The sequence below is a fragment of the Stenotrophomonas sp. 93052_Sma genome (assembly GCF_056481145.1).
In genome coordinates, this window is record NZ_CM151134.1 from 3,271,506 (window position 1) to 3,295,576 (window position 24,071).

At 66.7% G+C, this 24,071-nt stretch carries 17 protein-coding genes and 4 pseudogenes; 8 read left to right on the forward strand and 13 right to left on the reverse strand.

All coding sequences use genetic code 11. The features are described 5' to 3' along the window. Positions 1 to 10 precede the first annotated feature (10 nt). Together ACZK2V_RS15415 and ACZK2V_RS15420 are read right to left on the reverse strand one after the other, a co-directional pair. Positions 11 to 892, reverse strand: a complete 882-nt coding sequence (locus ACZK2V_RS15415; RefSeq protein ID WP_049421528.1) for a DUF3298 and DUF4163 domain-containing protein — start codon at positions 890 to 892, stop codon at positions 11 to 13. Positions 893 to 929: 37 nt separating this feature from the next. Then, the gene (locus tag ACZK2V_RS15420; protein WP_006455911.1) at positions 930 to 1,232 is read right to left on the reverse strand and encodes a GNAT family N-acetyltransferase; all 303 of its coding nucleotides are present in this window, start codon (positions 1,230 to 1,232) and stop codon (positions 930 to 932) included. 209 nt (positions 1,233 to 1,441) lie between these two features. Here ACZK2V_RS15420 and ACZK2V_RS15425 point away from each other — a divergent pair, with 209 nt between their 5' ends. Continuing rightward, on the forward strand, positions 1,442 to 1,603 hold the full coding sequence (locus tag ACZK2V_RS15425) for a hypothetical protein (RefSeq protein WP_165929939.1): 162 nt from the start codon (positions 1,442 to 1,444) through the stop codon (positions 1,601 to 1,603). 43 nt (positions 1,604 to 1,646) lie between these two features. On the opposite strand, the gene ACZK2V_RS15430 is transcribed toward ACZK2V_RS15425, so the two are convergent. Together ACZK2V_RS15430 and ACZK2V_RS15435 are read right to left on the reverse strand one after the other, a co-directional pair. Continuing rightward, on the reverse strand, positions 1,647 to 2,273 hold the full coding sequence (locus ACZK2V_RS15430) for a rhomboid family intramembrane serine protease (protein WP_010486760.1): 627 nt from the start codon (positions 2,271 to 2,273) through the stop codon (positions 1,647 to 1,649). Positions 2,274 to 2,280: 7 nt separating this feature from the next. Next, a pseudogene (locus tag ACZK2V_RS15435) lies at positions 2,281 to 3,847 on the reverse strand (POT-type proton-dependent oligopeptide transporter). Positions 3,848 to 4,010: 163 nt separating this feature from the next. Between ACZK2V_RS15435 and ACZK2V_RS15440 the strand changes: the two are divergent. After that, on the forward strand, positions 4,011 to 4,859 hold the full coding sequence (locus ACZK2V_RS15440; RefSeq protein WP_486322564.1) for an endonuclease/exonuclease/phosphatase family protein: 849 nt from the start codon (positions 4,011 to 4,013) through the stop codon (positions 4,857 to 4,859). A 132-nt stretch (positions 4,860 to 4,991) separates the two neighbouring features. Here ACZK2V_RS15440 and ACZK2V_RS15445 read toward each other — a convergent pair whose 3' ends face one another. Further along, a complete protein-coding gene (locus ACZK2V_RS15445) occupies positions 4,992 to 5,603 on the reverse strand; it encodes a superoxide dismutase (RefSeq protein ID WP_049421512.1) in 612 nt (203 codons plus the stop codon). 220 nt (positions 5,604 to 5,823) lie between these two features. On the opposite strand from ACZK2V_RS15445, the pseudogene ACZK2V_RS15450 reads away from it, so the two are divergent. Both ACZK2V_RS15450 and ACZK2V_RS15455 read left to right on the forward strand, forming a co-directional pair. Further along, a pseudogene (locus ACZK2V_RS15450) lies at positions 5,824 to 6,281 on the forward strand (guanyl-specific ribonuclease). Next, positions 6,281 to 6,694 carry a barstar family protein gene (locus ACZK2V_RS15455; protein ID WP_032129660.1) on the forward strand — a complete coding sequence of 138 codons (414 nt, stop codon included), beginning with the start codon at positions 6,281 to 6,283 and terminating at the stop codon, positions 6,692 to 6,694. Before ACZK2V_RS15450 ends, ACZK2V_RS15455 begins: the two are co-directional and overlap by 1 nt. A 691-nt stretch (positions 6,695 to 7,385) precedes the next feature. Here the strand turns inward: ACZK2V_RS15455 and ACZK2V_RS15460 are convergent. Beyond that, positions 7,386 to 9,150: pseudogene (locus tag ACZK2V_RS15460) on the reverse strand (hypothetical protein). A gap of 10 nt (positions 9,151 to 9,160) precedes the next feature. Continuing rightward, positions 9,161 to 9,760 (reverse strand): NfuA family Fe-S biogenesis protein, encoded by a 600-nt coding sequence (locus ACZK2V_RS15465; RefSeq protein WP_032129662.1) that lies wholly within the window; start codon positions 9,758 to 9,760, stop codon positions 9,161 to 9,163. Between the two features lie 90 nt (positions 9,761 to 9,850). Here ACZK2V_RS15465 and ACZK2V_RS15470 point away from each other — a divergent pair, with 90 nt between their 5' ends. The 3 genes from ACZK2V_RS15470 (at position 9,851) to zupT (ending at position 11,522) form a co-directional block, all read left to right on the forward strand. Next, positions 9,851 to 10,201 carry a 4a-hydroxytetrahydrobiopterin dehydratase gene (locus tag ACZK2V_RS15470; protein WP_006456031.1) on the forward strand — a complete coding sequence of 117 codons (351 nt, stop codon included), beginning with the start codon at positions 9,851 to 9,853 and terminating at the stop codon, positions 10,199 to 10,201. Next, on the forward strand, positions 10,198 to 10,614 hold the full coding sequence (locus ACZK2V_RS15475) for an energy transducer TonB (protein ID WP_486322565.1): 417 nt from the start codon (positions 10,198 to 10,200) through the stop codon (positions 10,612 to 10,614). Before ACZK2V_RS15470 ends, ACZK2V_RS15475 begins: the two co-directional genes overlap by 4 nt. Before the next feature lie 98 nt (positions 10,615 to 10,712). Continuing rightward, on the forward strand, positions 10,713 to 11,522 hold the full coding sequence (gene zupT, locus ACZK2V_RS15480) for a zinc transporter ZupT (RefSeq protein ID WP_049424010.1): 810 nt from the start codon (positions 10,713 to 10,715) through the stop codon (positions 11,520 to 11,522). Positions 11,523 to 12,072: 550 nt separating this feature from the next. On the opposite strand, the gene ACZK2V_RS15485 is transcribed toward zupT, so the two are convergent. Next, positions 12,073 to 13,047, reverse strand: a complete 975-nt coding sequence (locus tag ACZK2V_RS15485) for an RluA family pseudouridine synthase (protein ID WP_049401092.1) — start codon at positions 13,045 to 13,047, stop codon at positions 12,073 to 12,075. Between the two features lie 407 nt (positions 13,048 to 13,454). Between ACZK2V_RS15485 and rne the strand changes: the two genes are divergently transcribed. Beyond that, positions 13,455 to 16,679, forward strand: a complete 3,225-nt coding sequence (gene rne / locus ACZK2V_RS15490) for a ribonuclease E (RefSeq protein ID WP_486322566.1) — start codon at positions 13,455 to 13,457, stop codon at positions 16,677 to 16,679. A 285-nt stretch (positions 16,680 to 16,964) separates the two neighbouring features. On the opposite strand, the gene ACZK2V_RS15495 is transcribed toward rne, so the two are convergent. From ACZK2V_RS15495 to ACZK2V_RS15515, 5 genes and pseudogenes are all read right to left on the reverse strand, one after another. Next, positions 16,965 to 17,852, reverse strand: coding sequence for an endonuclease/exonuclease/phosphatase family protein (locus tag ACZK2V_RS15495; RefSeq protein WP_486322567.1), 888 nt, complete (start codon positions 17,850 to 17,852; stop codon positions 16,965 to 16,967). A gap of 2 nt (positions 17,853 to 17,854) precedes the next feature. Continuing rightward, a pseudogene (locus ACZK2V_RS15500) lies at positions 17,855 to 21,020 on the reverse strand (discoidin domain-containing protein). Then, complete coding sequence (locus ACZK2V_RS15505) at positions 21,017 to 21,853, reverse strand: carbohydrate ABC transporter permease (protein ID WP_006378064.1); 837 nt, start codon at positions 21,851 to 21,853, stop codon at positions 21,017 to 21,019. Before ACZK2V_RS15505 ends, ACZK2V_RS15500 begins: the two are co-directional and overlap by 4 nt. Next, positions 21,850 to 22,731: a carbohydrate ABC transporter permease gene (locus tag ACZK2V_RS15510; RefSeq protein WP_006378065.1), complete on the reverse strand. Its 882-nt coding sequence runs from the start codon at positions 22,729 to 22,731 to the stop codon at positions 21,850 to 21,852. Before ACZK2V_RS15510 ends, ACZK2V_RS15505 begins: the two co-directional genes overlap by 4 nt. Then, positions 22,728 to 24,068 (reverse strand): sugar ABC transporter substrate-binding protein, encoded by a 1,341-nt coding sequence (locus tag ACZK2V_RS15515; RefSeq protein WP_329809897.1) that lies wholly within the window; start codon positions 24,066 to 24,068, stop codon positions 22,728 to 22,730. Before ACZK2V_RS15515 ends, ACZK2V_RS15510 begins: the two co-directional genes overlap by 4 nt. Positions 24,069 to 24,071: the final 3 nt, after the last annotated feature.

The window sequence follows — 24,071 nt, forward strand, 5'->3', positions numbered from 1 at the left end:
TCGACTGCGGTCAACCGCGTGCGAACAGCTCCACGTAGTCCTTGGCCACGTGCGGCAACAGCACCGCCGCCGGTACATCGGCGGTCTGGGTGCCGTCCGAGTATGGACCCACCTGGTACGGCGGGAAAACAAAGCGCAGCGCGGTGATCTGCCCCTTGTCGTCGGTCAGCGGCTGGAACTGGCTGAAATTGTCGGCCTGCGGGCCGGTGCCGTCGGCAATCATGCGCGATGCGTTGCGCAGCGATTCCTGCAGCTGGGCCGGATCCATGTCCTCACCGCTGAGGCGGGTCGCCACGCGTTCACGCAGCTGGTCGGCGACGAAATCGCTGATCGCCTTCCAGCCCTTGGCATCGGCCACCAGCTTTTCGGCGCTGAGCATCTGCTGATGCTGCGGCAGCCACACGAATCGGGCCACCAGCGGTTCGCCATGGGCGCCACCGGTGTAGCGGCTGCCATCGGCACTGACCACTACCAGCTGCGGGGTTTCCAGCAGCTTCTCGAAGCTCAGCGACAGCTCGTACGGCATGGTCGGCTTGTCATTGCCCAGCCCGTCCAGCGCCTGTTGCAGGTCACTGCGCGCACTCGTCGCATAGCTCTGCAGCGCGCGGGCCAGGCCCGGGTAGCGGTCGATGCCGGCCGGGTAGCTGATACCCACCACTTCGCGTTCGTTGTTCTCGATCACGTCGCGCAGGTCCAGCGGCGCTTCCGTGACCGGCGTTTCGCCTGCGGCGGTGGCTTCGGCGGCGGGCGCCGCGTCGGTCGCCGGTGCCGGCTCGCTTTCACGCTGGCAACCGGCCAGCAACAGCACGCCCACCACGCCGGCCAGCACGCTGCCGTGCAATGGCCGGTTGTTTCCAATCTTCATCGGGATCCCCTGTTCATGTTTGTACATCATCGCCTGCCATGGCTGAAGCGTGGCCCGCTGGCATTCAGCCAACGAGCAGGTCGTGGTACTCCTCATGCCGCTGCAGGAAGGCCTCGGCGTAGGAACACGCCGGCACCACCTTGTACTTCTGCTCACGGGCAAAACGCAGCGCCACACGGGTCAGCTCACCGGCGATGCCTCGGCCGGCAATCGGCTCGGGCACCTCGGTATGCGTGATGACCATGCGCCTGCGTTTGATCTGGTAGTCCAGCACCGCCAGCTGTCCGCGCACACGGGCGGTGAAGCGATGGTTGGCCAGGTCGTGTTCGACCTCGTAGGCCAGACCGGGGGGCGTGACCGAAGCCATGGAACTGTCTCCTGCGGCGACTGCGTGGATGGTGCGCAGCCGGGCGCCATGATCGCGTGAAGCCTGAACAGGGGCAAGTCCGTTCCATTCACGTCAGTTTGCGACCCTCAAGCTGGAGCGCTGGCGGCCGCTATCGCCTGTGGAGGGGTACGGCCAGGCTGGCACGGCCCTTGCGACCGTTGATCATGCGCACCACCGCGGAGGCTCCGATGCACCCCAGCGATTCCCATTCAGATACCGACCGCGCCCTGCTGGAGGGCCTGCTGCAACTGGCCGTGGAGGGGCAGACCCAGGACCAGGATTTCCAGCGCATCGGCGAAGAAGTGTTCGCCCGCCTGCTGGATACCTACGGTCAGCAGCCCACGCTCTGAAACAGCGGGGGCGGATCGCTGCCGATCCGCCCCGCTCCCGTCATCAACCGCCGCCGAGGCGGAAGGTCGGGTTGGAGAGTTCGCGCAGGAAGTGAGTGAAGATGCTCGGCTGCATGGCCAGCATGAAGATCACGCCGAACGCCGCGCCTGCCAGGTGCGCGCTGTGGTTGATGCGGTCACCGCCGCGCTTGTCCATCCAGATGCTGTAGCCGACGTAGAACGCGGCGTAGACGATGGCCGGCGCCGGGATGAAGAACACCAGGATGATCGACCACGGCTTGATCAGGATGAAGGCGAACAGCACCGCCGACACCGCACCGGACGCACCCAGGCTGAGATAGTTCGGGTTCTTCTGGTTCTTCAGGTAGCTGGGCAGGATCGAGACCAGCAGCGCACCGATGTAGAACGCCGGGTAGGTCAGGTAGCTGCCGGTCAGCTGCACCATCACGCTCTCGATGAATCCCCCGAAGAAGAACAGGGTGATCATGTTGAAGATCAGGTGCGACCAGTCGGCGTGGATGAAGCCATAGGTCACCAGCCGGTCGTACTGGCGGTGACGGTCGATGGCCGGCGGCCACAGGATCAGGCGGTCGGCCAGCTTGCGGTTGTTGAACGCCATCCACGACAGGATGGCGGTGATGGCGATCAACAGCAGATTGACGGGGGTCATGTCAGGCTCAGGCGCTACGGTAGTTGTCGACCATACGATAGCGTTTCGCGTACCAACCGAAGGCCAACGCCGCGACGAAGGCGAAACCGGCGAAGAAGAACATCAGGAACGCCGCCTCGCTCAGGCCCGTACTGGCGATCTTGTGGGTCACCGCATCGTTGCGCACCGCCGCGTTGGACAGCAGCACCCACAGGTTGCCGATGGTGGTGGTCAGGTTCCAGAAGCTCATCACCACGCCCTTCATCGCCTGCGGCGCCTGGCTGTAGGCGAACTCCAGGCCGGTGGCCGAGACCAGCACCTCACCGAAGGTCAGCAGCGCATACGGCAGCATCTGCCAGAAGATCGACATGGCGTTGCCCCCGTCCATCACCACCTGGATGCCGCCGACCACGATCCAGGCCAGACCGCTGAAGGCGATGCCGGCGGTCATGCGGCGCAGCGCGGTCGGCTCGAAGCCGAAGCGGCGCAGGGCCGGAGTACAGCACCAGGTTGTTGAACGGAATCAGGATCATCACCAGCAGCGGGTTCAGTGCCTGCATCTGCGAGGCGGTGAACCAGCTCGGCATCTGCATCTGCTGGCCCTGCAGGACCCAGGTCGAGGCCTTCTGGTCGAACAGCGAGAAAAACGGCGTGGTCAGCGCGAAGATCACCAGCACCCGCAGCACCGAGCGCACGCCTTCGACGGCTTCGGCCGGATGCTGGCCACGGGCGCGATCGAGCTGCAGCCAGGTGCCACCGCCGATACCGGCCAGGATCGATACCAGCGCCAGGCACAGGCAGATGACAATGCCCAACGAGCCAACAAGGCCGAACGAGGCCACTGCCAGCACCAGGCCGAGCACGGCGATCACCAGGCCCGGACGGCCCTGGCCGGCCACGCGCGTGGTCAGTGCGGTACGCACCACGTTGGCGAACGAATGCGGATCCTTCGGCGGCAGCGGCACCAGCACGTAGCGCTTGCGGCCCAGCCAGAACACGAAGGTGGCGATGAACATCAGGATGCCCGGGATGCCGAACGCCCACTGCGGGCCCCAGTTCTTCAGCACCAGCGGGATCAGCAGCGAGGCGAACAGCGAGCCGAAGTTGATGATCCAGTAGAAGGCGTCGAAGACGATCTTGGCCAGGTGCTTGTTGCTCTGGTCGAACTGGTCGCCCATGAACGAGGCCACCAGCGGCTTGATGCCACCGGCACCGAGCGCGATCAGGCCCAGTCCGAGGAAGAAGCCCTCGCGGCTGTTCTCGAACAGCGCCAGGCACAGATGGCCGGCGCAGTAGACCAGGCTGAACCAGAGGATGGTGTGGTACTTGCCGAAGAACCTGTCGGCCAGCCAGCCACCGAGCAGCGGGAAGAAATACACGCCGATCATGAAGCTGTGCATGATGTCCTTGGCTTCACCGGCACGGCCTTCCGCAGTGATTTCCTGCAGCAGCAGCGAGGTGATCAGGAACTGCACCAGGATGTTGCGCATCCCGTAGAAACTGAACCGCTCGCAGGCCTCATTGCCGATGATGTACGGGATCTGGCGCGGCATCTTTCCCTGGCCGGCGATGGGGGCAACTGCGTCGTGGCTCATCCTGTAAGGCAATCCTGCAAAGCGAAAGGCGCAAGATTACCGGAAGCAGGGCTTGCGAAGCACGCTGCAGGGCTGCATGACAACGGTGCCAATCCATGGCAGGCAGCGACACTCCGTGCCGGAAGTCACGGCACCTGCACGACAAAAGCGTAAACTTATCGTTATGCGCCCCCTCGCCCCCGCCCGTCTCCTGCTCAGTTGCCTGGTGCTGCTGATGGCGTTGCAGGCACAGGCGCGGCCGCAGGCAACGGCCACCGCCGCCAGCGAGAGCGAGCCCCGGCAACTCACCGTGGCCGCGCTGGAACTGCCCAGCCGCGATGACGCGCAATGGAAGTTGCGCCGTGAGCAGGTCGCACAGTTGCTGACCGACCTGCAGCCGGACGTGATCTCGGTGCAGCAGGTGCTGCAGCAGCAGGGCCGCAATCCGGCCTGCTGGCTGGCCAGCCGGCTGCGCTACAGCTGCGACTTCGTTACCGCCGATCCGCCCAGCCAGCCGTTGCGGCATGGCAACGCGATGCTGACCCGGCTGCCGGTCAGCGAGGATGGCGTGACCCTGCTGCACCCACCCGGCACCTTCAGCGCCGCCGGCATGATGCGGCTGAAGTTGGGCGAGGCACTGGTCAACATCTATGTGGCACGGCTGCGCCCGGACCCGGACGAGGCCACCGCCCGCCAGCATCAGACCAGCGACCTGATGACCTGGATCGGCGCCACCGCCGAGGGCATGCCCAGCCTGATCGCCGGCGATTTCTCCGCCAACACGGTGGAACTGGTGCGCAGCACGCCCGGCTTCCAGCCGGCCCGGCGCAATCCCGGCGGCCGCGCCGAGGCGCCTGCAGCCGGTGGCGGTGGCAGCAGTGGCCATGGCCTGGATGTGCTGTTCCAGGTCAAGCACTTCGGCGGCATCCGCCAGCAGCCGATCCTGCTGCCGGCCGACGGCGACCTGCCCGGCCTGCGCCTGGGCGTGATGGCGACGCTGCGACTGCAGGGCGATACGGCCACGACCGAATAGGTAGTGCCGGCCGCTGGCCGGCTCCTCGGGTACCACACGATTGCCGGCCAGCGGCCGGCACTACCAAATGACTCCTGCAACAGAAAAGGCCGGGGTCTCCCCCGGCCTTTTCTGTTCATCCCGTTACCGCGATCAGGCGATCGCTTCCTGGTAACGGCGCTCGACTTCGTTCCAGTCGATGACGTTGAAGAACGCGCCGATGTATTCCGGACGACGGTTCTGGTACTTCAGGTAGTACGCGTGTTCCCACACGTCCAGGCCGAGGATGGGGGTGTTGCCTTCCATCAGCGGGCTGTCCTGGTTGCCGGTGCTCTCGACCACGACCTTCTTGTCCGGGGTCACGCTCAGCCAGGCCCAGCCGCTGCCGAAGCGGGTCAGCGCTGCCTTGGTGAAGGCGTCCTTGAACTTGTCGAAGCCGCCCAGGTCCTTGTCGATGGCCTTGGCCACGTCGCCCACCGGGTTGCCGCCAGCATTCGGAGCCATCACGGTCCAGAACAGCGAGTGGTTGGCATGGCCGCCACCGTTGTTGCGCACCGGACCCTGCAGGTTCTCCGGCAGCGACTTGAGCTTCTTCACCAGTTCTTCGACCGGCAGGTCAGTGTACTCGGTGCCTTCCAGCGCCGCGTTGACGTTGTTGATGTAGGTCTGGTGATGCTTGGTGTGATGGATTTCCATCGTCGCCGCATCGATATGCGGTTCCAGCGCGTCGTAGGCGTAGGACAGCTTGGGCAGGGTATAGGCCATGATGCATCTCCTGATTGCGAGGGCACCCGACGGTGTCGGGCGTTGCGCGGTGAATGATGGGGACAGACCGCCAGATTACCAAGGGGGATGTAAAGGAAATTGCGTCCTGCCAGTGAGCACGACGGCAATTGTTACGCAGCAGTGACGCGATGCCATCCTCATGCACCGTGCAGCGCACAGGCGCTACAGTGCCTTCACCGCCCTCGCCCGCTCCTTGCCCATGCGCAACCCCCGGCTGCTGATCACTGCCATCGCCCTGCTGCTGCTCGGCCTTGTCGTCAACCATTTCATGCAGCGCCCACCGGCGCCGCAGTTCGCGCCGGACCTGCAGGGTGCGCCTGCCGCGCGGCGCCGGCGCCGGCCAAGGCCGCAACCGGCAACGACAGCGGCCTGCCCGCGTTCCTGCCCGCCGAAGCCCGGCAGACCATCGCCCTGATCCAGCGCGGTGGTCCATTCCCGCACCGCCAGGACGGCAGCACCTTCGGCAACCGCGAACAGCAGCTGCCACAGCGTCCGCGTGGCTACTACCGCGAATACACCGTCGACACCCCCGGTGCGCGTACCCGCGGCACGCGCCGGATCGTCACCGGTGGCGATCCGCCGGAGGCGTGGTACTACACCGACGACCACTACGAATCGTTCCGCAGCTTCACCGTACCGGCCCAGGGAGCGCAGTGATGAGCCACGATGATTTCGGCCTCGGCCTGCATGACATCAACAATGCCGGCGTTTACGCCATCGACAGCGACGACATCGGCGCACTGGCCGCGGCGATGCGCGATGCCGGGCTGAAGGTGATCCGCATCGACCTGGAAGGCGTGGCCGACAAGCGCACCCTGCTGGCCCGGCTGGCCGCGCAACTGGATTTCCCTGCCGGCTTCGGCGGCAACTGGGATGCGCTGTCGGACAACCTGCGCGACCTGCAGTGGCTGCCGGCCAACGGCTACGCGCTGTTCCTGGCCGACGTGGACACGTTGCGCGCCTCCACGCAGAAGGATTTCGACACGTTGCTGGACGTGATGGACGAAGCCAGCCGCGACTGGGTCGGCCGTGACGTACCGTTCTGGGTGTTCCTGTCGCAGAGCGCGTGAGGTCGATGCCCTGGTAGATGCCGACCTTGGTCGGCGCACGTGCTCCGGTAGATGCCGACCTTGGTCGGCGCTTCTGTGCCAACCAAGGTTGGCACCTACCAAAGCGCGGGCCGGCCAGCAGGTTGGCGGAGACGTGCCGTTCTGGGTGTTTCTGTCGCAGAGCGCGTGAGGTCACCCCCCAGGTAGAGGCCGACCCCGGTCGGCGCACGTGCTCCGGTAGATGCCGACCTTGGTCGGCGCTTCTGTGCCAACCAAGGTTGGCACCTACCAAAGCGCGGGCCGGCCAGCAGGTCGGCCGAGACGTGCCGTTCTGGGTGTTTCTGTCGCAGAGCGCGTGAGGTCGATGCCCTGGTAGATGCCGACCTTGGTCGGCGCTTCTGTGCCAACCAAGGTTGGCACCTACCAAAGTGCGAGCCGGCCAGTGGGTTGGCGGAGACCTGCCGTTCTGGATGTTTCTGTCGCAGAGCGCGTGACGTCACCACCCAGGTAGAGGCCGCCCCTGGTCGGCGCACGTGCATCCGGTAGATGCCGACCTTGGTCGGAGTTTCTGTGCCAACCAAGGTTGGCACCTACCAAAGCGCGCCAGCATGGCCGTCACATCCCGCGATGGGTCCATCGAAAAGCCCCCTTGTTGTTCAAGGGGGCGCCAACGGCGCGGGGACAAGGAAACATGTGTGGACAACGGGAGCCGTTAGCGGCTCCCGTTATCTTCCTGCAGCTCTTTCTTGAACGGGATGTCCGGCGGCGGTCGTGCCACCGCCGGCTGGTCCTGCATGTTGGGGTTGGTCAGGCCACAGCCACCACCGGCCTGCAGGATCGAGATCACGCAGGAGATCTTCGTGCTGGTACCCGGCAACGGAATCTCCATTGCCTTGACGCCCTTGCGCACCCACTCGGCCAGCAGCGATTCCTGCGGCACCCAGTACTTGTCGAACGAAGTGGGCGTGTAGTCGTACGGCGGTCGCTTCAGCCAGGTGCCCGATTGCGCGATGCGTTCCTTGCTCCAGCCGTCGTTGGCGCCACCGGGCGCACCGCGCTCGGCACGCCCCTCGCCTTCCTGGCCCGGCACGCGGACGCTGCCATCGGCATTGAACAGGCCACTGCCCTTGCCGCTGGTACTGGCCTGGCGGGCGCCCTTGTTGGCGCCGTCCTGGTTGCGGCTCGATGCCCCCCAGTCATCGCCCTTGGCGGGCGTGGCCCAGTTGCCCGGATTGGGGGCCGGGCGCGCTCCAGCCTGGGCCGGGGTCGTGCTGGATGCAGCAGGCCGCGCGGCGCTGCTGCTCGCCTGCGTCGCGCTGCCATTGGCCGCCGGCGCGGGCGTTACCGCGGGTGCATTGCCACTGGAAGACGAAGGGGCTGCCACCGGTGCCGAGGCTACTTCGCGCTCGCGCACCTGTACGTCACGACCCGCCGGCGCATGCACTGCCGGTTCACGACCGGCGACGGCCGCCATCCGCACCTGCGGATCGACCACCGCCTGCACTTCACGCTCGCGCACCTGTACGTCGCGCTGCGGCGCGCACCTGCACATCGGCCGTGCGCAGTGGCTGCGACACCACCGGTGCATCGACCGTACTGACTTCGCGCTCCTGCACCGGGATGTCACGCAGCTGCGGCGTCCGCACCGCGATCTGCGGCGCACGCATCGCGGTTGGGGTTGGCGGCGCCTGCACCGGCTGCACGCTGCGCTCGCGCACCGTGGGCGTGGTGTCACGCGGCACGATGCTGACCTCGGTGCGCGGCACGCTGACCGGCGGCACCACGAAATCCGTGCTGGCCTGCGCCACTTCGGTGGCCTGCACCGGCGAGGGTGGCGGGGCCGCAAGCGGGGCCGGCTCGGCTTCGGCCGGCGGCGACGGCACGCTGGCTGTCGGTGCTGGAGCCGGTGCAGGCGCAGGCGCCGACGCGGCCGCAGGACGCGGCTCAGGTGCAGTCGCGGCCCCTGCTGCCTGGCCGGCGGCAACCTGGCCGGCCGGTGCAGCCGCAGCCGCCCCGGCACCCGGCTGATCGCCTCCGCCCTCCTGGGAGGCGCGGCCGACGAATTCCACCTGCACACGCTCGCCTTCGGCGCCCTCTGCTTCCGGTGCCGTGGTGCGGATCACCGCAACCCACAGCAGCAGCATGAAGAACAGCAGGTGCAGCAGCGCGCTGGCCAACGCCGAGGTCCAGCGCATCCAGCGCTGATCGCGCGGCGCAGCGTCCCAGTCCTGCCAGAACAACCGGCGCAGCGCCTGCCACGGCGACAGCCGGGGTGATTGGCCCGGCGCTCCAGGCAGCGGCCGCGGCAGCAATACCGCAATCACTTCGCGGGCGTGGAACGGCCGCGGCAGCGGGCCCAGCGAGCGCAGCCACAGCGCCCAGCCATAGGGCAGGCGCGTGGACTTCTCGAGGACGGCGCGTGGCTGCTGGCGGGCCAGCAGCAGTTCGATGAGTTGCTCGGCCCGGGTCAGAGGCACGCGTCAGCGGTCAGGCGACGTTGCCGCGCGGGATATACGGCGCGTGGCCGCTGTCATGGTCGGTCGCGTCGCGCACGGCGGTCACGCCCGGCACGCGGCCCATCAGGGTCTTCTCGATGCCCTGCTTGAGCGTCACGTCGGCCATGCCACAGCCCTGGCAGCCACCACCGAAGCGAAGCAGCACCACGCCGTCGGACGAGACTTCCTGCACGGCCACCTTGCCGCCATGCGAGGCCAGCTGCGGATTGACTTCGTTTTCCACCACCCAGTGCACGCGCTCGACCAGCGAAGCGGCATCGCCGGGGGCCTCGCCCTTGATGCGCGGCGCCTTGATGGTCAACTGCTGGGTACCGGCGGTGCCGGCGACGATGTCGATCTCGGCGCCATCGAGCCAGCCGACGCTGCTCGCATCGACGTAGAGGGTGAAGCCATCGCAGTCCACCGCCCACTCGTCACCGAGCAGGTCGGTCGGTTCGGCGAACTCCAGCCGGGCATCGGCGCGCGGGGTGCCGGGCTCGACCGCACTCAAGCGCACGCCCATGCCGGGCACGCCCTCGCGTTCGATCAGCTTGCGGAAATGGGTCTGGGCAGTGTCGGAGATCTGGATCATCAGGCTATTCTAGCCAAGTAAGCGTCAACCGCTCATTCGGTTTATACACCGTCCGGCGCATTGTTCAGTCAACACGAGGTGGAGATTCCCATGGCCGACCTGATTCCACTGGCCCAGGCCCGTTGCGTGCCGCGCAAAGGCAGCGATCACAAGCTTGGCGAAGCCCGCCTGGCCGAACTGCTGCCGCAGATTCCCGGCTGGGAGCTGAGCGAGGGCGGCCAGGCCCTGTCGCGCACCTTCCGCTTCAAGGATTACTACGCCACCATGGCCTTCGTGAACGCGCTGGCCTGGATCGCCCATCGCGAGGACCACCATCCGGACCTGGGCGTGCACTACGACCGCGCGGTCGTGCGCTTCTCCACCCACGATGTGGGCGGCCTGAGCGAGAACGACTTCATCTGTGCGGCGAAGACTTCGGCCCTGACGGAGCAACTGCCATGAACGTACGTTTGCTGAGCCTGTCCCTGATCTCTGCGACCGGCCTGGCCGGCTGTGGCGCGTCCGAACCAGCGGCACCACCACCGCCGCCGCCCACCGAAGTGGCTGCGGTGAAGACACCGCCGCCGCAGTACCCGCTTGAGCTGGCCTGCATGGGTGTGGGCGGCACCAGCACCTTCAAGGTGACCATCGGCACCGACGGCAAGCCGAGCGAGGTTGCGCTGCTGACCGGCGCCGGCAACCCGCAGCTGGACGATCTGGCCAGGACCGCCGTGCAGGGCTGGCAGTTCAATGCCGCCACCCGCAACGGCCAGCCGGTGCCGGCCACCATCCAGGTGCCGGTCAGCTTCAACCCGCCGCAGCCGAAGCCGGACCAGTGCTTCGCCATCGAAGAACGCCTGCGCCGCGGCGGCTGATCGCGCGCACCCCGACGAGGCCAGCCGACGCCCGCCTCGACCTCCCCGCCCCGGGCTCATCCGGGGCGGTTGTCTTTTGACCAGGACCGCGTCGGTACATGCTGCATATTCCCCCCGAAAATGTCTGGATCGCACTGGCGGTCACCCTCGCGGCCGGCCTGGCCACCGCCATCGGCAGCCTGCTGGTGCTGTTCTCGCGCCGCCCCAACCCACGCCTGCTGGCGTTCGGCCTGGCTTTCGCCGGCGGTGCGATGGTCTATGTGTCGCTGTCGGAGATCCTCAACAAGTCCATCGCTTCGTTCGCCCTGGCCTATGGCGAGCGCACCGGCTTCACCTACGGCACCCTGGCCTTCCTGCTGGGCGTGATCGTGATCGTGCTGATCGACCACTTCATTCCCAACCCGCATGACAGCCTGGACAAACAGGACCCGGCGTTCCGCGAGAACAGCCGCGAGTACCTGAAGCGTGTTGCCCTGCTGACCTCGGTCGCGATCACCGCGCACAATTTCCCGGAAGGCCTGGCGACGTTCTTCGCCACGCTGGAAAGCCCGTCGGTGGGCATGCCGCTGGCCTTCGCCATCGCCATCCACAACATTCCCGAGGGCATTGCGATTGCGGTGCCGGTGTACTTCGCCACCCAGAACAAGTTCTATGCATTCAGCGCCAGCCTGCTGTCGGGCCTGGCCGAACCGGTGGGCGCGGCGCTGGGCTACTGGCTGCTGTCCGGGTCGCTGTCGCACGCCACCTTCGGCTGGGTGTTCGGGCTGATCGCCGGCGTGATGGTGTTCCTGGCACTGGACGAGCTGCTGCCGGCGGCCAAGCGCTATGCCAAGGGCCACGAGACGGTTTACGGACTGGTGGCGGGCATGGGCACGCTGGCGATCAGCCTGGTGCTGTTCAAGTGGTGAGGGGTTTGCGGCCAACGGGCTGAGCCCCCTCGCGGCTGGTACGTCCCGCAGCATCGAGAGGTCACGGGCGGGGGCGGCTTGCAGGGGACGCCGTGAATCCATCCATGGAGGCTTGGCCGCCGCATCCATGCGGCGGACACCCCTGCAAGCCGCCCCCGCCCGTGCCCCGTCATTTTTCTGTGCGTGCCAGCCACGCGATGAAAGAATAAGAAAGCGAAGCCCGCGCTGCGGCGCGCGAGTCGAGCGTCGCTCGACTCTACAAAGGCTACGTGCGGGTATGGGTCTACGCTGCGGCTGTCTGGTCCGCCTTGTAGCTAGCCGAGCACCGCAGGTCCGGCGAGGGTGAAGAGGCGCGGGTGTCTGAGCGCAGCGAGTTCCGCGCCGCCCCTCGGCGGACCGAGGAGCGCAGGGCACCGGCGCGCAGCGCCGGCTCGCGGATGGCGGCGTGTTTCTTTGGTTACTTTCTTTGCACGAGCAAAGAAAGTGACAAGCCCACTCATCGCAGGGAAGCGACGGCGCCGACCAAGCACCCGGCGCCGCCGAACCGCCGTCAGCGCAGCCGGTCCAGTGCCTCGACCAGCTCATCGGCTAGCGGCGCGTTCAGCACGTACGGGCTCTTGCCGTCATCCAGCGCGAACTCCAGCGAGGCCGCGTGCAGGAACAGACGCTTCAGCCCGATCTGCTCACGAAGCCGCTTGTTGACCGCAGGATCGCCGTATTTGTCGTCTCCGGCCACCGGATGCCCCAGATGCTGGGCATGCACGCGGATCTGGTGGGTACGGCCGGTCTCGATGCGGACTTCGCAGTAGGAATGACCACCGCGACGCTCCAGCACACGGAAGTGGCTGATCGATTCCTTGCCGATCGCATTGACCTGCACATGGCGCTCGCCGCCCTGGCGCAAGCCCACGTGCAGCGGCGCATCGACCGTCATCACGCCGTCGGGCATGCGCCCGGCCAGCAGGGTCAGGTAGCGCTTGCGGATGCCGGCGCCGTGATCTTCACGCAGCAGCGCCTGCAGTTCGCTCAGCGCGGAGCGCTTCTTGGCCACGATCAGCAGGCCCGAGGTGTCGCGATCCAACCGGTGGACCAGCTCGAGGGTCTGGCCTGGGCGCAGGGCGCGCAGGGTCTCGATGGCACCGAAACTGATGCCGCTGCCGCCGTGGCTGGCCACGCCGGTGGGCTTGTTCAGGGCCAGCAGGCGGGCATCCTCGAAGACGATGGCCTGCTCCAGGCGGCGCATGAACGCCTCCGGCGGACCGGCCTTGTCTCCCTCTTCGGTGAGACGGACCGGCGGCACACGCACCTCATCACCCGCCTCGAGCTTGCGTTCGGCCTTGGCGCGGCCACCATTCACCCGTACCTGGCCGCTGCGCACCAGCTTGTAGACTAGGCTGCGCGGGGCACCCTTCAGCTGGCCGAGCAGGAAGTTGTCCAGACGCTGGCCGGCACGGTCGGCGGGAACGGTGATCATGCGCACGGAAGGCTTGTCGCCAGCGGGCTTGGTGGGGTCTTGGGCAGTCATCAGGCTGTTTATTCTGTTACACTCGGGGGGCGATATAAGGGATTGATTTCGTTGGAAGTTACTCAGGGCCAGAAGCCCAGCTTCCGACGAATCCGGCACAGTGCGCGACCACCGCCCGCGGGGCGGCCATGTTAGCGGCTCACCGGCCTTCCCGGCCATCGCCGGATGCCTGACACGCAACCGTGCTGAACATGTCCCGCGTGGCGCTCCAGCCTGGCTGACAGCTGCCTGCGGCCTGTAACACCCCAAAACCCATAAGAGTGAAGCGCTCCCGCGGCCTGCCGTGGTGTCGTAGCGCTGGAAACCCAAGCCGCCCTCCCCGCGCTTGCGCGAATGGGCGGCGAACCGTGTCCAGAGGCGAAACCCCATGGCGTTCCGCGCGGTAGCCGCTTGCGAGGAACGCAACAATGAAGCGAATGCTGATCAACGCCACGCAGGCTGAAGAGCTGCGTGTTGCCATCGTGGATGGCCAGTCGTTGTATGACATCGACATCGAGCAGCCGTCGAAGGAACAGAAGAAATCCAACATCTACAAGGGCCGGATCTTCCGCATCGAGCCCTCGCTGGAAGCGGCCTTCGTTGAATACGGTGGCGGCCGCCATGGCTTCCTGCCGCTGAAGGAAATCTCCCGCGATTACTTCCAGGCCGGTGTCGACCACAACAAGGCCGGCATCCGCGAACTGCTGAAGGAAGGCCAGGAGATCGTTGTCCAGGTGGACAAGGAAGAGCGTGGCAACAAGGGCGCCGCCCTGACCACGTTCATCTCGCTGGCCGGCCGTTACATGGTGCTGATGCCGAACTCGCCCAGCGCCGGCGGTGTCTCCCGTCGCATCGAGGGCGAAGACCGGGCCGCCCTGAAGGACGCCCTGGACAAGCTGAACATCCCCGACGACATGGGCGTGATCATCCGTACCGCCGGCGTCGGCCGCGATGCGGAAGAGCTGCAGTGGGATCTGGACTACCTGCTCAACGTCTGGCGCGCCATCGCCGAAGCCGCATTGAGCAAGCCGGCCCCGTTCCTGATCTACCAGGAATCGCGCCTGATCGTGCGCGCCCTGCGTGACTACCTGCGCGCCGACATCGGCGAGATCCTGGTGGACACCGAGGATATGTACGAGCACGCCCGCGAGTTCATGCAGCAGGTGATGCCGCAGACCCTGCGCAAGCTCAAGCATTACAAGGACGACATCCCGCTGTTCAACCGCTTCCAGATCGAATCGCAGATCGAAGGCGCCTACGAGCGCAACGTGCGCCTGCCGTCGGGCGGCTCGATCGTGGTCGACCAGACCGAAGCGCTGACCGCCGTCGACGTGAACTCCTCGCGCGCCACCAAGGGCAGCGACATCGAGGACACCGCCTTCCAGACCAACCTGGAAGCGGCCGAGGAAGTGGCCCGCCAGCTGCGCCTGCGTGACCTGGGCGGCCTGGTGGTGATCGACTTCATCGACATGGCCTCCAACAAGCACCAGCGTGAGGTCGAGAACCGCCTGGCCAACGCGCTGAAGTACGACCGTGCGCGCGTGCAGGTCGGCCGCATCTCGCGCTTCGGCCTGCTGGAAATGAGCCGCCAGCGCCTGCGCCCGAGCCTGGGCGAGTCGAGCCAGATCGTCTGCCCGCGTTGCGACGGCCACGGCCGCATGCGTAGCGTCGAGTCGCTGTCGCTGTCGATCATCCGCGTCGCCGAAGAGCATGCGATGAAGGAGAACACCGGGCAGGTGCTGGTGCAGGCCCCGGTGGAGATCGCCAACTACCTGTTGAACGAAAAGCGCAGCGCCCTGCGTGAGATCGAGCAGCGCCACGAGGCGCCGATCGTGATCGTCGCCGACGAGCAGCTGCACACCCCGCACTACACCGTCACCCGCCTGCGTGAGAACGAGCTGGGTGAAGAGAGCAACAAGCCCAGCTACCAGCGCGGCACCCCGCGCAAGCTGCCGGTGCACGCGCTGACCAAGGGTCAGCTGAACATCCCGCCGCCGGCGGTGACCCAGGTCAAGCACACCTCCCCCGCCCCGGTGCGCGAGGAAGTGGAGCCGGCCGCAGCGGCACCGGCCCCGGTCGTGGCAGCGCCGGTTGCAGCGGCCCCGAGCGGCGGCGTGATCGGTTGGCTCAAGCGCGTGTTCGGTGGCGAACCGGCGCCGGCACCGGCACCGGCGGCTCCGGTCGCCCGCCAGCAGCAGGACGGCGGTCGCAAGGACCGCAACAAGGATCGCAACAAGGACCGCAAGGACCGTCGCGACGACAACCGTGGCAACGGCGGCAACGGCAACGCGCAGCAGCAGAAGGACGGCGGCAACCGCAAGGACCGCGGTGAGCAGCGCAGCAAGGACGGCCGCAACGGCAATGCCCAGCAGCAGCCGCAGCAGGGCAAGCAGAAGGAGCCGCAGCAGAAGGATGGCCAGCAGCAGCCGCAGCAGCAGAACAAGCCGCGCAACGAGCAGCAGGGCCAGAACCAGCAGCAGCCAAAGCTGAAGCAGCCGAAGCAGCCGCGCCCGCAGCAGGACGGTGACAAGCCGGCCGAGAAGCCGCAGCGCAACGCCGCCGAAGCACCGGCCGAAGCCGTGACCGCGGCTGCAGCCGTGGCCGCCACCGCCGTCGCCGCCAATGTGGTGACCGCGCAGGAAGCCACCGCGCCGATCGCCCCGGTTGCGCCGGTGGCCGCCGCTCCGGTGGACACCGCAGCACCGGCCGAGACTGCTGCCAACACTGCCAGCGAGGCCGAGGTGGTTGTGGTTGCCGGTGAAGAGGCTGCAACCGACGCCAATGGCGAGCAGGCAGGCGAAGGCGCGACCCGCCGTCGTCGTGGCCGTCGTGGTGGCCGTCGTCGTCGTCGCGGTGGCGCCGAGAACGCCGCCGGCAGCGACGCCCTGGGCGATGACCAGGATGATGGTGACGACGGTGATGACGCCGACGGCGCCGAGCCGAGCGTCGACAGCTCTGCCGGCACTGCGCCGGTCGCTGCTGCGCAGCCGGCCCGTTCGCAGCCGGAGTTCGACTTCGATGACGAAGCCGAACCGGCCGCTGCCGACGCCGCAAAGCCGGTCCGTGCTGCCGCCGCTGTTGCCGCCGCACCGGTTGCCGTGGTGAGCAGCGCTGTGGTCGAAGCCGCCGCCCCGGTCGTGGCTGAAGTGCAGGCCCCGGTCGAAGCTGCTGCGAAGACCGAAGCGGTGTCCTCGCCGGTGCAGACCAGCATGCTCGATGCCATCGACGCCGCGACCCCGGCCCAGCCGGTAGCCGCTGCCGCGCCGGTGACCGAAGCAAAGCCGGTCGCGGTTGAAGCCGCCCCGGTGGTTGAAGCCGCTCCGGTGATCGAAGCGAAGCCGGCGGCGGTCGAGGCTGCGCCGGTCGTTGAAGCCAAGCCAGAGATCGTTGAAGCCGCTGCGGCGGTTGAAGCCAAGCCGGTGGCCGTTGAGGCCGCGCCGGTGTTTGAAGCCAAGCCTGTCGTCGAGCCGGTCGTTCCGGTGGCGGTGGAAGCCGCGCCGATCGAAGCCGCTGCCCCGGTCGCCGAAGCGGTGGTGACGCCGTCGATCGACCCGGTCGCCGATGGCCATGCTGACGCTGCAGCCCAGGCTGCAGAAGCCAAGGCCGACGAAGAAGACGAAGAGGCCGCCAAGCGCACGCCGCCGGCGAACTGATCGCTCCTTGATCGCGTGAAAACGAAACGGCGGGGATCAATGATCCCCGCCGTTTTTGTGTGTGCGTTTGGCGCTGGCTTCGCTTTGGTAGAGGCCAACCTTGGTTGGCGCCGTTGATTGAGCGAACGCGGACACGTCCGTGCCAACCAGGGTTGGCACCCACCAGCGCACAACCCTCGCACGGTCACTGCTTTGGTAGAGGCCAACCTTGGTTGGCGCCGTTGATTCAGTGCACGCGGACACGTTCGTGCCAACCAAGGTTGGCACCTACCGGAGCCTGCTCCGTCAGGGCTTCGGTGCGAACTGCAACCGGGTCCACACGCCGTAGTGGTCCGAGGCCCAGCGACCGCTGTCGTCGGGCTGGTCGAACAGCAGCTTCGCCTCGCGCGCGACCATCTCGTCCTGCTGGAAGAAGATGTGGTCGATCCGCGAAGGCGCCTGGTAGTAATGACGATTGAGCGTACTGACCCCGGCCAGGTCGGTGTTGACGTGCACGCTACCGTAGCTGTCGCCGTAGTGGCTGCGCAGCTCGCTCAGGTCGCCGGCGTCCACCAGCGCATTGAAATCGCCGGCGATCACCACCGGTGCACCGGCCGACGTTGCAGTGATGAAGCGCAGCAGGTCCTCGACCTGGGTGCGACGGATGCGCTGACCACTCTCGTCGTTGCGCTCGTTCAGATGCGTGGCATAGACGTTCACCGGCGTGCCGTCGACGTCGATGCGCAGGTGAGCCACCGTGCGGTAGTCGTCCAACGGCTGCAGCAGATGTTCCCCCTGGCCGAGAATCGGCCGCCGGGTCAGCAGCGCATTGCCGTAGCGCTTCGGTGCGCCCACCGGATCGGTGGACACGAACACGTACCTGTAGCCGAGTTGGCTGGCCAGCCATTGCGCCTGGTTGCGCACATTGCGGCGCTGGATCACCTCCTGCAGGGCAACCGCATCCGGCTGCAGGCGCTTTAGCTCGGCCAGGATGGTGCGGCGCCGGCTCGGCCAGTCCTCGCGGTCATGATGCAGGTTGAAAGTGACCATGCTCATGCCCGGCGCACTGGCAACGTCGGCCGCCGCGGTCGTGGCAGCCGGTTCGGCCGCCATCTCCGCGCCCGGCAACGCCAAGGCAATTGCCAGCCCCAGGGCCCGCACCGATGTGCGCACCCTCGCCCCCTGCTGCTTCATCGCTACTGTCCCTTGCGCTCGGCGCGGCGCACCGCGCTCGGTACATCGATCTCGACCCGCGCCGGCAGCTGGTGCACGTGCAGTTCCTTGTTGACCCACTCGGCTGCTTCGCCGTTGATGCTCGCCTCGCCCGGATCACCGGCGTATGGCCACGGCAGCACCACGCCTCCCACCGGTGGCACCAGGCCCGGCTGCACCTCCAGCACCAGCTGCTTGTCGCTGCGCTGCAGGCGGTAGTTGAGCTGGCCCTGCGGCGTGCGCAGGCCTTGCACAGCGATGCCCTCGCCCTGCAGCCACGCGGTCGGTACGCCGGCGGCCAGCACCAGTGACTCGTCCATGTCGCGGTTGTAGGCGAACATGTCCAGGGCCGAGCGCACGAAGTCCGAGGCCACCCAGGCATGCGGCAGGTCACCGACGAAGAACGGCCTGCGCGGCGTGCGCGAAACCACTTCGGCCCACTGGTTCCAGGCCTGCGGTGCGCGGTCTTTGAAGAAGAACTCGGTGGCCTGCCAGGCGCGATCGCGCCAGCCCAGGCGCACGAACGCGGCCACGTTGCGCCACTCGTACGGGGTGTAGTCCTTCCACTCGCGCTTGCCGTCGCGACGGGCAACGAACTCGTTCCAGTAGCGTTCGAAGGTCGCCTCCAGCGCCTGCTGCGGCAACCTGCCCTGTTCGCCGCCCGGGGCCAGTGCGATGGTCGTCGACGTCGCGTCGAAGTCACCCAGCTCGGCCGAGCCCGGCAGGTAGTCGATGTTGTGCTGCTGCATCGCCGACAGCAGCGAGGCCTGCAGATCATCCCGGAACTGGTCGCGCGACTCGGTGATCTGCATCGCCTCGACCTTGCCCAGCTGGGTCGCCAGCAGGGCCGCGTCCTTGTAGCCGCGCAGTGCCCAGAAGTTGTCCCAGTACGAGTGCATCGGCTTGGCCGAATAGCCTTCGTGGCTGATCGAGGCCGGCATCATGCCGTAGAAGGCCGGGTTGCGTGCCCGGTTCTCCTCGGTGCGCTCGCTGGCGCGCAGCTGCTCCATGTAGCCGTAGGCGCCCTGCACGTGCGGCCACATCAGCTCGGTGAAAGTGCTGTCGCCGGTGTAGCGCCCGTACTCGGCGATGCTGTAGATCAACTCGCCATGGCTGTCGTTCTCCGGCACCGGGTCGCTACCACGTGCGTCGACGCAGCACGGCACCTTGCCGTTCTCGAACTGATACGGCGCATACCAGTTGATGTAGTCGCGCACCGCATCACTGCGGCCCATGCGCAGCAGGCCGTCGGAGATCATCGCGCCATCGCGGATCCAGCTGCGCGCATACGAACGCGTGCCCGGCTGCAGGCGTGGGCCGACGCGCGAGATCAGCATGTGCGCGACCGCGGTGCGCAGGGTATCGACCAGCGCCTGGCCCGCAGCCGGCACCTGCAGCGAGACCACGCCCAGCTTCTTCCGCCACTGCTCGGCCACCTGCGCCTGCGCCTTGGCCACGTCCAGCGCCTGCGGCGCCCAGCCACCGGTCTGTGGCAGCACCACCGCCACTTCACGGCTCTGCCCGGGCTCGAGCTTGATCGTGTACATCAGCGCACCCGACGCCATGCCGGTGCTGTCCTTCACCGCCGTGGTCGCCGGGTACGTGCCGCTTTCCAGATGCATCGCATCGAGCTTGCCGTCGAACGTACTGGCAAAGCGCGCATCCGGCACCTGCAGCGGGTAGATACGCGGCTCACCATTGACCCGCACCAGCTGCTCGCCCACGTCCAGTGCATCGATGCGGCTGAAGCCACCGACGGTGTTGAGGAACTGGGTGGGTGGGTTGACCTGCCACGGTCGGATCGCCAGTGCCAGCGTGTACTCGTGTGCGACCTTGTCCGGATTGCTCAGCCGGTAACGGCCGATCAGCTGCGCGCTCCGGCGTGCCCTGCACGAAGCTGGTCACCGCCAGGCCGACCTTCTCATGCACCCAGTCGACATTCGCGATCGGCAGGTAGTGATCCTGCAGCGACTGCGTGATGGCCACCTTGGACCAGTCCAGCAGCTTGCCGTCGAGGCGGATGAACGGTTCGATGCTGAAGCTGCCCTTGGCCGGCTCCAGTGCGCCATCCTCGCTGATCAACGCCTGTTCCTGGCCGCCATCAAGACCCAAAAGCGTCCAGTAGGGCTGCTCGCCCACATAGGCGCGCGGCAGCGAGCCGCGCGGCAGGTCAGCGGCCACCGAGGACAGGAATGCGTTCGGCGTGGCCGCGAAGGCCAGCGGCTTGAGCGCGATGTCACGGATGCCGTAGCGCCAGTTCGGGCCATCCTGCAGATCGAAGCGCACGTAGCGCGCATCGGTGTCCGGCAGGGCCAGCCAGTCGCGGCCACCGGCACCACTGGTGACTTCACGCACGGTACGCCAGTCACGGCCATCCTCCGAAGTCCGCACGGTGTAGCGGCGCGCCTCCAGGTTCGGCAGCCAGTCGATCACCGCACCGCCGATCTCGCGGCTCTTGTGCAGATCCAGGCTGATGGTCTGCTGCTTGACCCCGCCACTGATCCAGAACGTATCGCTCTTGCCGTCGATCATGCGGTCCTGCAGCGCGGTGGCGGTATCAGCGATCACCGACGGCACCAGCGCCGAATCATCCTGCGGCGGCAATCCCTGCAGGGTCAGCTTGTCGAAGCACACGGTCCCGCGGCCGCCGACCTTGCTGTAGATCGTGAACTCGACCGCAGCGCTGCGTGCCATCTCTTTCTCGGGCGACGGCCCCCACGCCTTGTCGATCTGGCGACGGCGATACTCGACCGGCATCCACGCCTTGGGGAAACTGTAGCCGGGACGATTGACCCACCAGACGTTGTCGCCGCTGGCATCGATCAGCTTGAACTGCAGGTCGTTGCCCGGTGAATCACCGCGCAGCTGGAAACCGAAACGGTAATTGACCGGGTATTCGATGTTCAGCGCGCGGCGGATGCCGACGTAACCGGAGACATCGTGGAAGTCATAGTCCAGGCACAGCGCGCGGCCACCACCGGCGCCGCTGACCGGCCGCAGCGAACCGCTGACCTGGTCGGACAGCACCAGCTTCCAGGCTGCGATGTCGTCGAAGTCGTCCAGCACCTTCGGTGCCGGCAGCGCCGGTGGTGCGGCGATCGCCAGGGAGGTCCACAACAGGCCCAGTCCAACGGCGATCGCTCGCTTCATCCTTTGACGCTCCCCAGCAACAGACCTTGGATGTAGTACCGCTGCAGCACCAGGAACAGCGCCAGCACCGGGACCACGGTGACCACCGCGCCGGCCATCATCATTTCCACGTCCATGATGTGCTCGCGCGAGAGGGTGGCCAGCGCCACCGGCAAAGTGTAGTGCTCCTGGTCGGTCAACACGATCAACGGCCACATGAAATCGTTCCATGCGCCCATGAAGGTGAAGATCGCCAGGGTCACCAGCACCGGCTTGAGCATCGGCAGCACGATCTGGAAGAAGATCCGCAGCTCCCCTGCCCCGTCGATGCGGGCCGCTTCCAGCAGTTCGTCCGGAATGGAACGCGCGTACTGCCGCACCAGGAAGATGCCGAACACGCTGGCCAGCGCCGGCACGATCACGCCGCCGAAGCTGTTGACCAGACCGAGCTGCTTCATCAGCAGGAACAGCGGCAGCATCGCCACCTGCGCCGGGATCACCAGCGCCGCCATCAGCACCTGGAACAGGCGCTCGCGGCCGACGAAGTTCAGCTTGGCGAAGGCGTAGCCAGCCATGGTGTTGAGCAGCAGCGAACCCAGGGTGATGCCGACCGACACCAGCAGGCTGTTGGCGAAGTTGCCGCCCATGCCGGTGCGCGCGAACAACTCATGGTAGTTGCGCGTGGTGATGCTGGACGGCAGCAGCGGCGGCGGGAAATGGGTCGCCTCGCCCTGTGGCATGAACGAAACCGAGAGCATCCACAGCAGCGGTGCCAGGCTGACCAGGGCCAGCACCAGCAACGCACCATTGATCAACCACGGGTACCAGCGCGACTGGCCGATTTCACGACTCATACCAACTGCCTCTTGCGGCCGAAACGCAGCATCACGGTGGTCACCGCCAGGATGATCAGGAACAGCAGGAACGCCACCGCGGAGGCGCGTCCCAGGTTCCACCACTTGAAGCCTTCCTCGAACATGAAATACAGCACGCTGACGGTACTCTGCAGTGGGTCGCCGCGGGTCATCACATACGGTTCGGCGAACAGCTGGAAGTAGCCGGACACGGTGATCACGCCGACCACCAGCAGCACCGGGCCGAGCATCGGCAGGGTGATGTGCAGGAACTGCTTCCAGCGCGAGGCACCGTCGATGCGGGCGGCCTCGTACAGGTCATGCGGGATGGCCTGCAGGCCGGCCAGGAAGATCACCATGTTGTAGCCGAAGTTCTTCCACACTGCGAACAGCATGATGGTCGGCATCGCCCAGTTGGGATCACCCAGCCAGTCGATCGGGCTGATGCCCAGGTGGCCCAGGCCGTAGTTCACCAGGCCGTAGCTGGTATGGAACAGGTAGCGCCAGATCACCGCCACTGCCACCAGTGTGGTCACCACCGGCGCGAACAGCGCGGTGCGGAACAGCGCCTTGAAACGCGCGGCAGGTGCATTCAGCAGCATCGCTGCGCCCAGCGACACGCCGATCGACAACGGCACGCCGATCAACACGAAGTAGGTGGTGTTCCACAGCGACTTCCAGAACATCGGCGTCTGCAGCAGATCGATGTAGTTGCCGAGGCCGACGAAGCGCAGGTTGCTGCTGTCGGCCAAGGCATACAGGTCGAAATCGGTCACGCTCAGCGCCAGCGCCGAGGCGACCGGCAGGCCGAAGAACATGCCCAGCACGATCAGCGAGGGACCGGCGAAAATCCAGCCGGCAAGCGAGGTACGTTTCATTGCGCGCTCCCGGCGGCCACGGCACTGCTCGATTGCGGCGACGGCACGCGCTGCTGCAGGCGTTGTTGTTCATGCATCCAGCGGCGCTTGGCCAACACCTTGTCCACGCGCTGGTCCAGCTCTTCCACGGCCTTGTCCTGCGCCAGGCCACCACGCACTACCTTCTCGGTGACGATGCGCATTTCCTGCACGATGCGCTCCCACTCAAGCACCTTCGGCGTCGGCTTGACCCGCTCCAGCTGGTCACGGAACGCAGCGGCCAGCGGATCGTTGGCCAGCGACGGGGCGTACCAGGTGCTGCGACGCGGCGGCAGGTCACCGATGATGGAATGGAAGCGCGCCTGGATCTGCGGGCGCGACAGGAACTCGATCAGCTTCCAGGAGGCTTCCTTCTGCTGCGACTTGCGGAAGATCACCAGGCTGGTGCCTCCGGCGATGCCGGCGCCCGGTCCGTCCGGACCCGGCAGCGCGGCCGTACCCCACTGCCCTTCAAGTTCCTTCGGCTGCAGCTTCTTGAACTCGCGGATGTTCCAGGGGCCGGAAATGTAGAACACGTTGAAGCCACGGAAGAACTCATCCCAGACGTTGGAAATCTGCGTCTCGGACATCTTCGGCGCCCAGCCCTGCTCGAACATGTTGGCGTAGAAGGTCAGCGTGCGACGGAAGCCCGGGCTGGCGAAATTGCCGCGGGTGTCGTCGTCGCGCAGCAACGGATCAGGCTGCTGCAGTGCCAGCGAAAGCTGCTGCTCAAACTCGTTGATCGGCATCAGCACCGCATAGCGGTTCGGGCCCTGCATGCGCTTGATCGCCGCCATCTGCTCGTCCCACTCCTGCCAGGTGCGCGGCGGGTGGTCGTAGCCGGCCTTGGCCAGCAGGTCCTTGCGGTAGTAGATCAGGCGGGTATCGACATACCACGGCACGCCTACCAGTTCGCCGTGGATCACATTGGTATCCCAGATGCCCTGGAAATAGTCCTTCGGGTCGACCACGGCCGAGCGCTGCACGAACGGCTGCAGCGGCGTCAGCGCGTCCAGTTCGGCGAACTCCGGCACCCAGGTGTTGCCCAGCTGGCACACGTCCGGCAGGCCGTCGGCGGCGAACGCGGTCAGCAGCTTCTCGTGCGCGGCCGTCCACGGAATGTTCTGCACATCCACCTTGATGCCCGGATTCTCGGCCTCGAATTCATGGATCAGCTCGCTGACCACCTCCGCCTCGCGTCCCATCGCCCAGAAGCGCACGGTGGTGGTGCCCGGTTCGGTACGGGCGCAGCCGGCCATGGCCAACACGGCCAGGGCAGGCAGCGCCCAGCGGCGCAGGCGGTCGATCCAGTTCGGCATCGG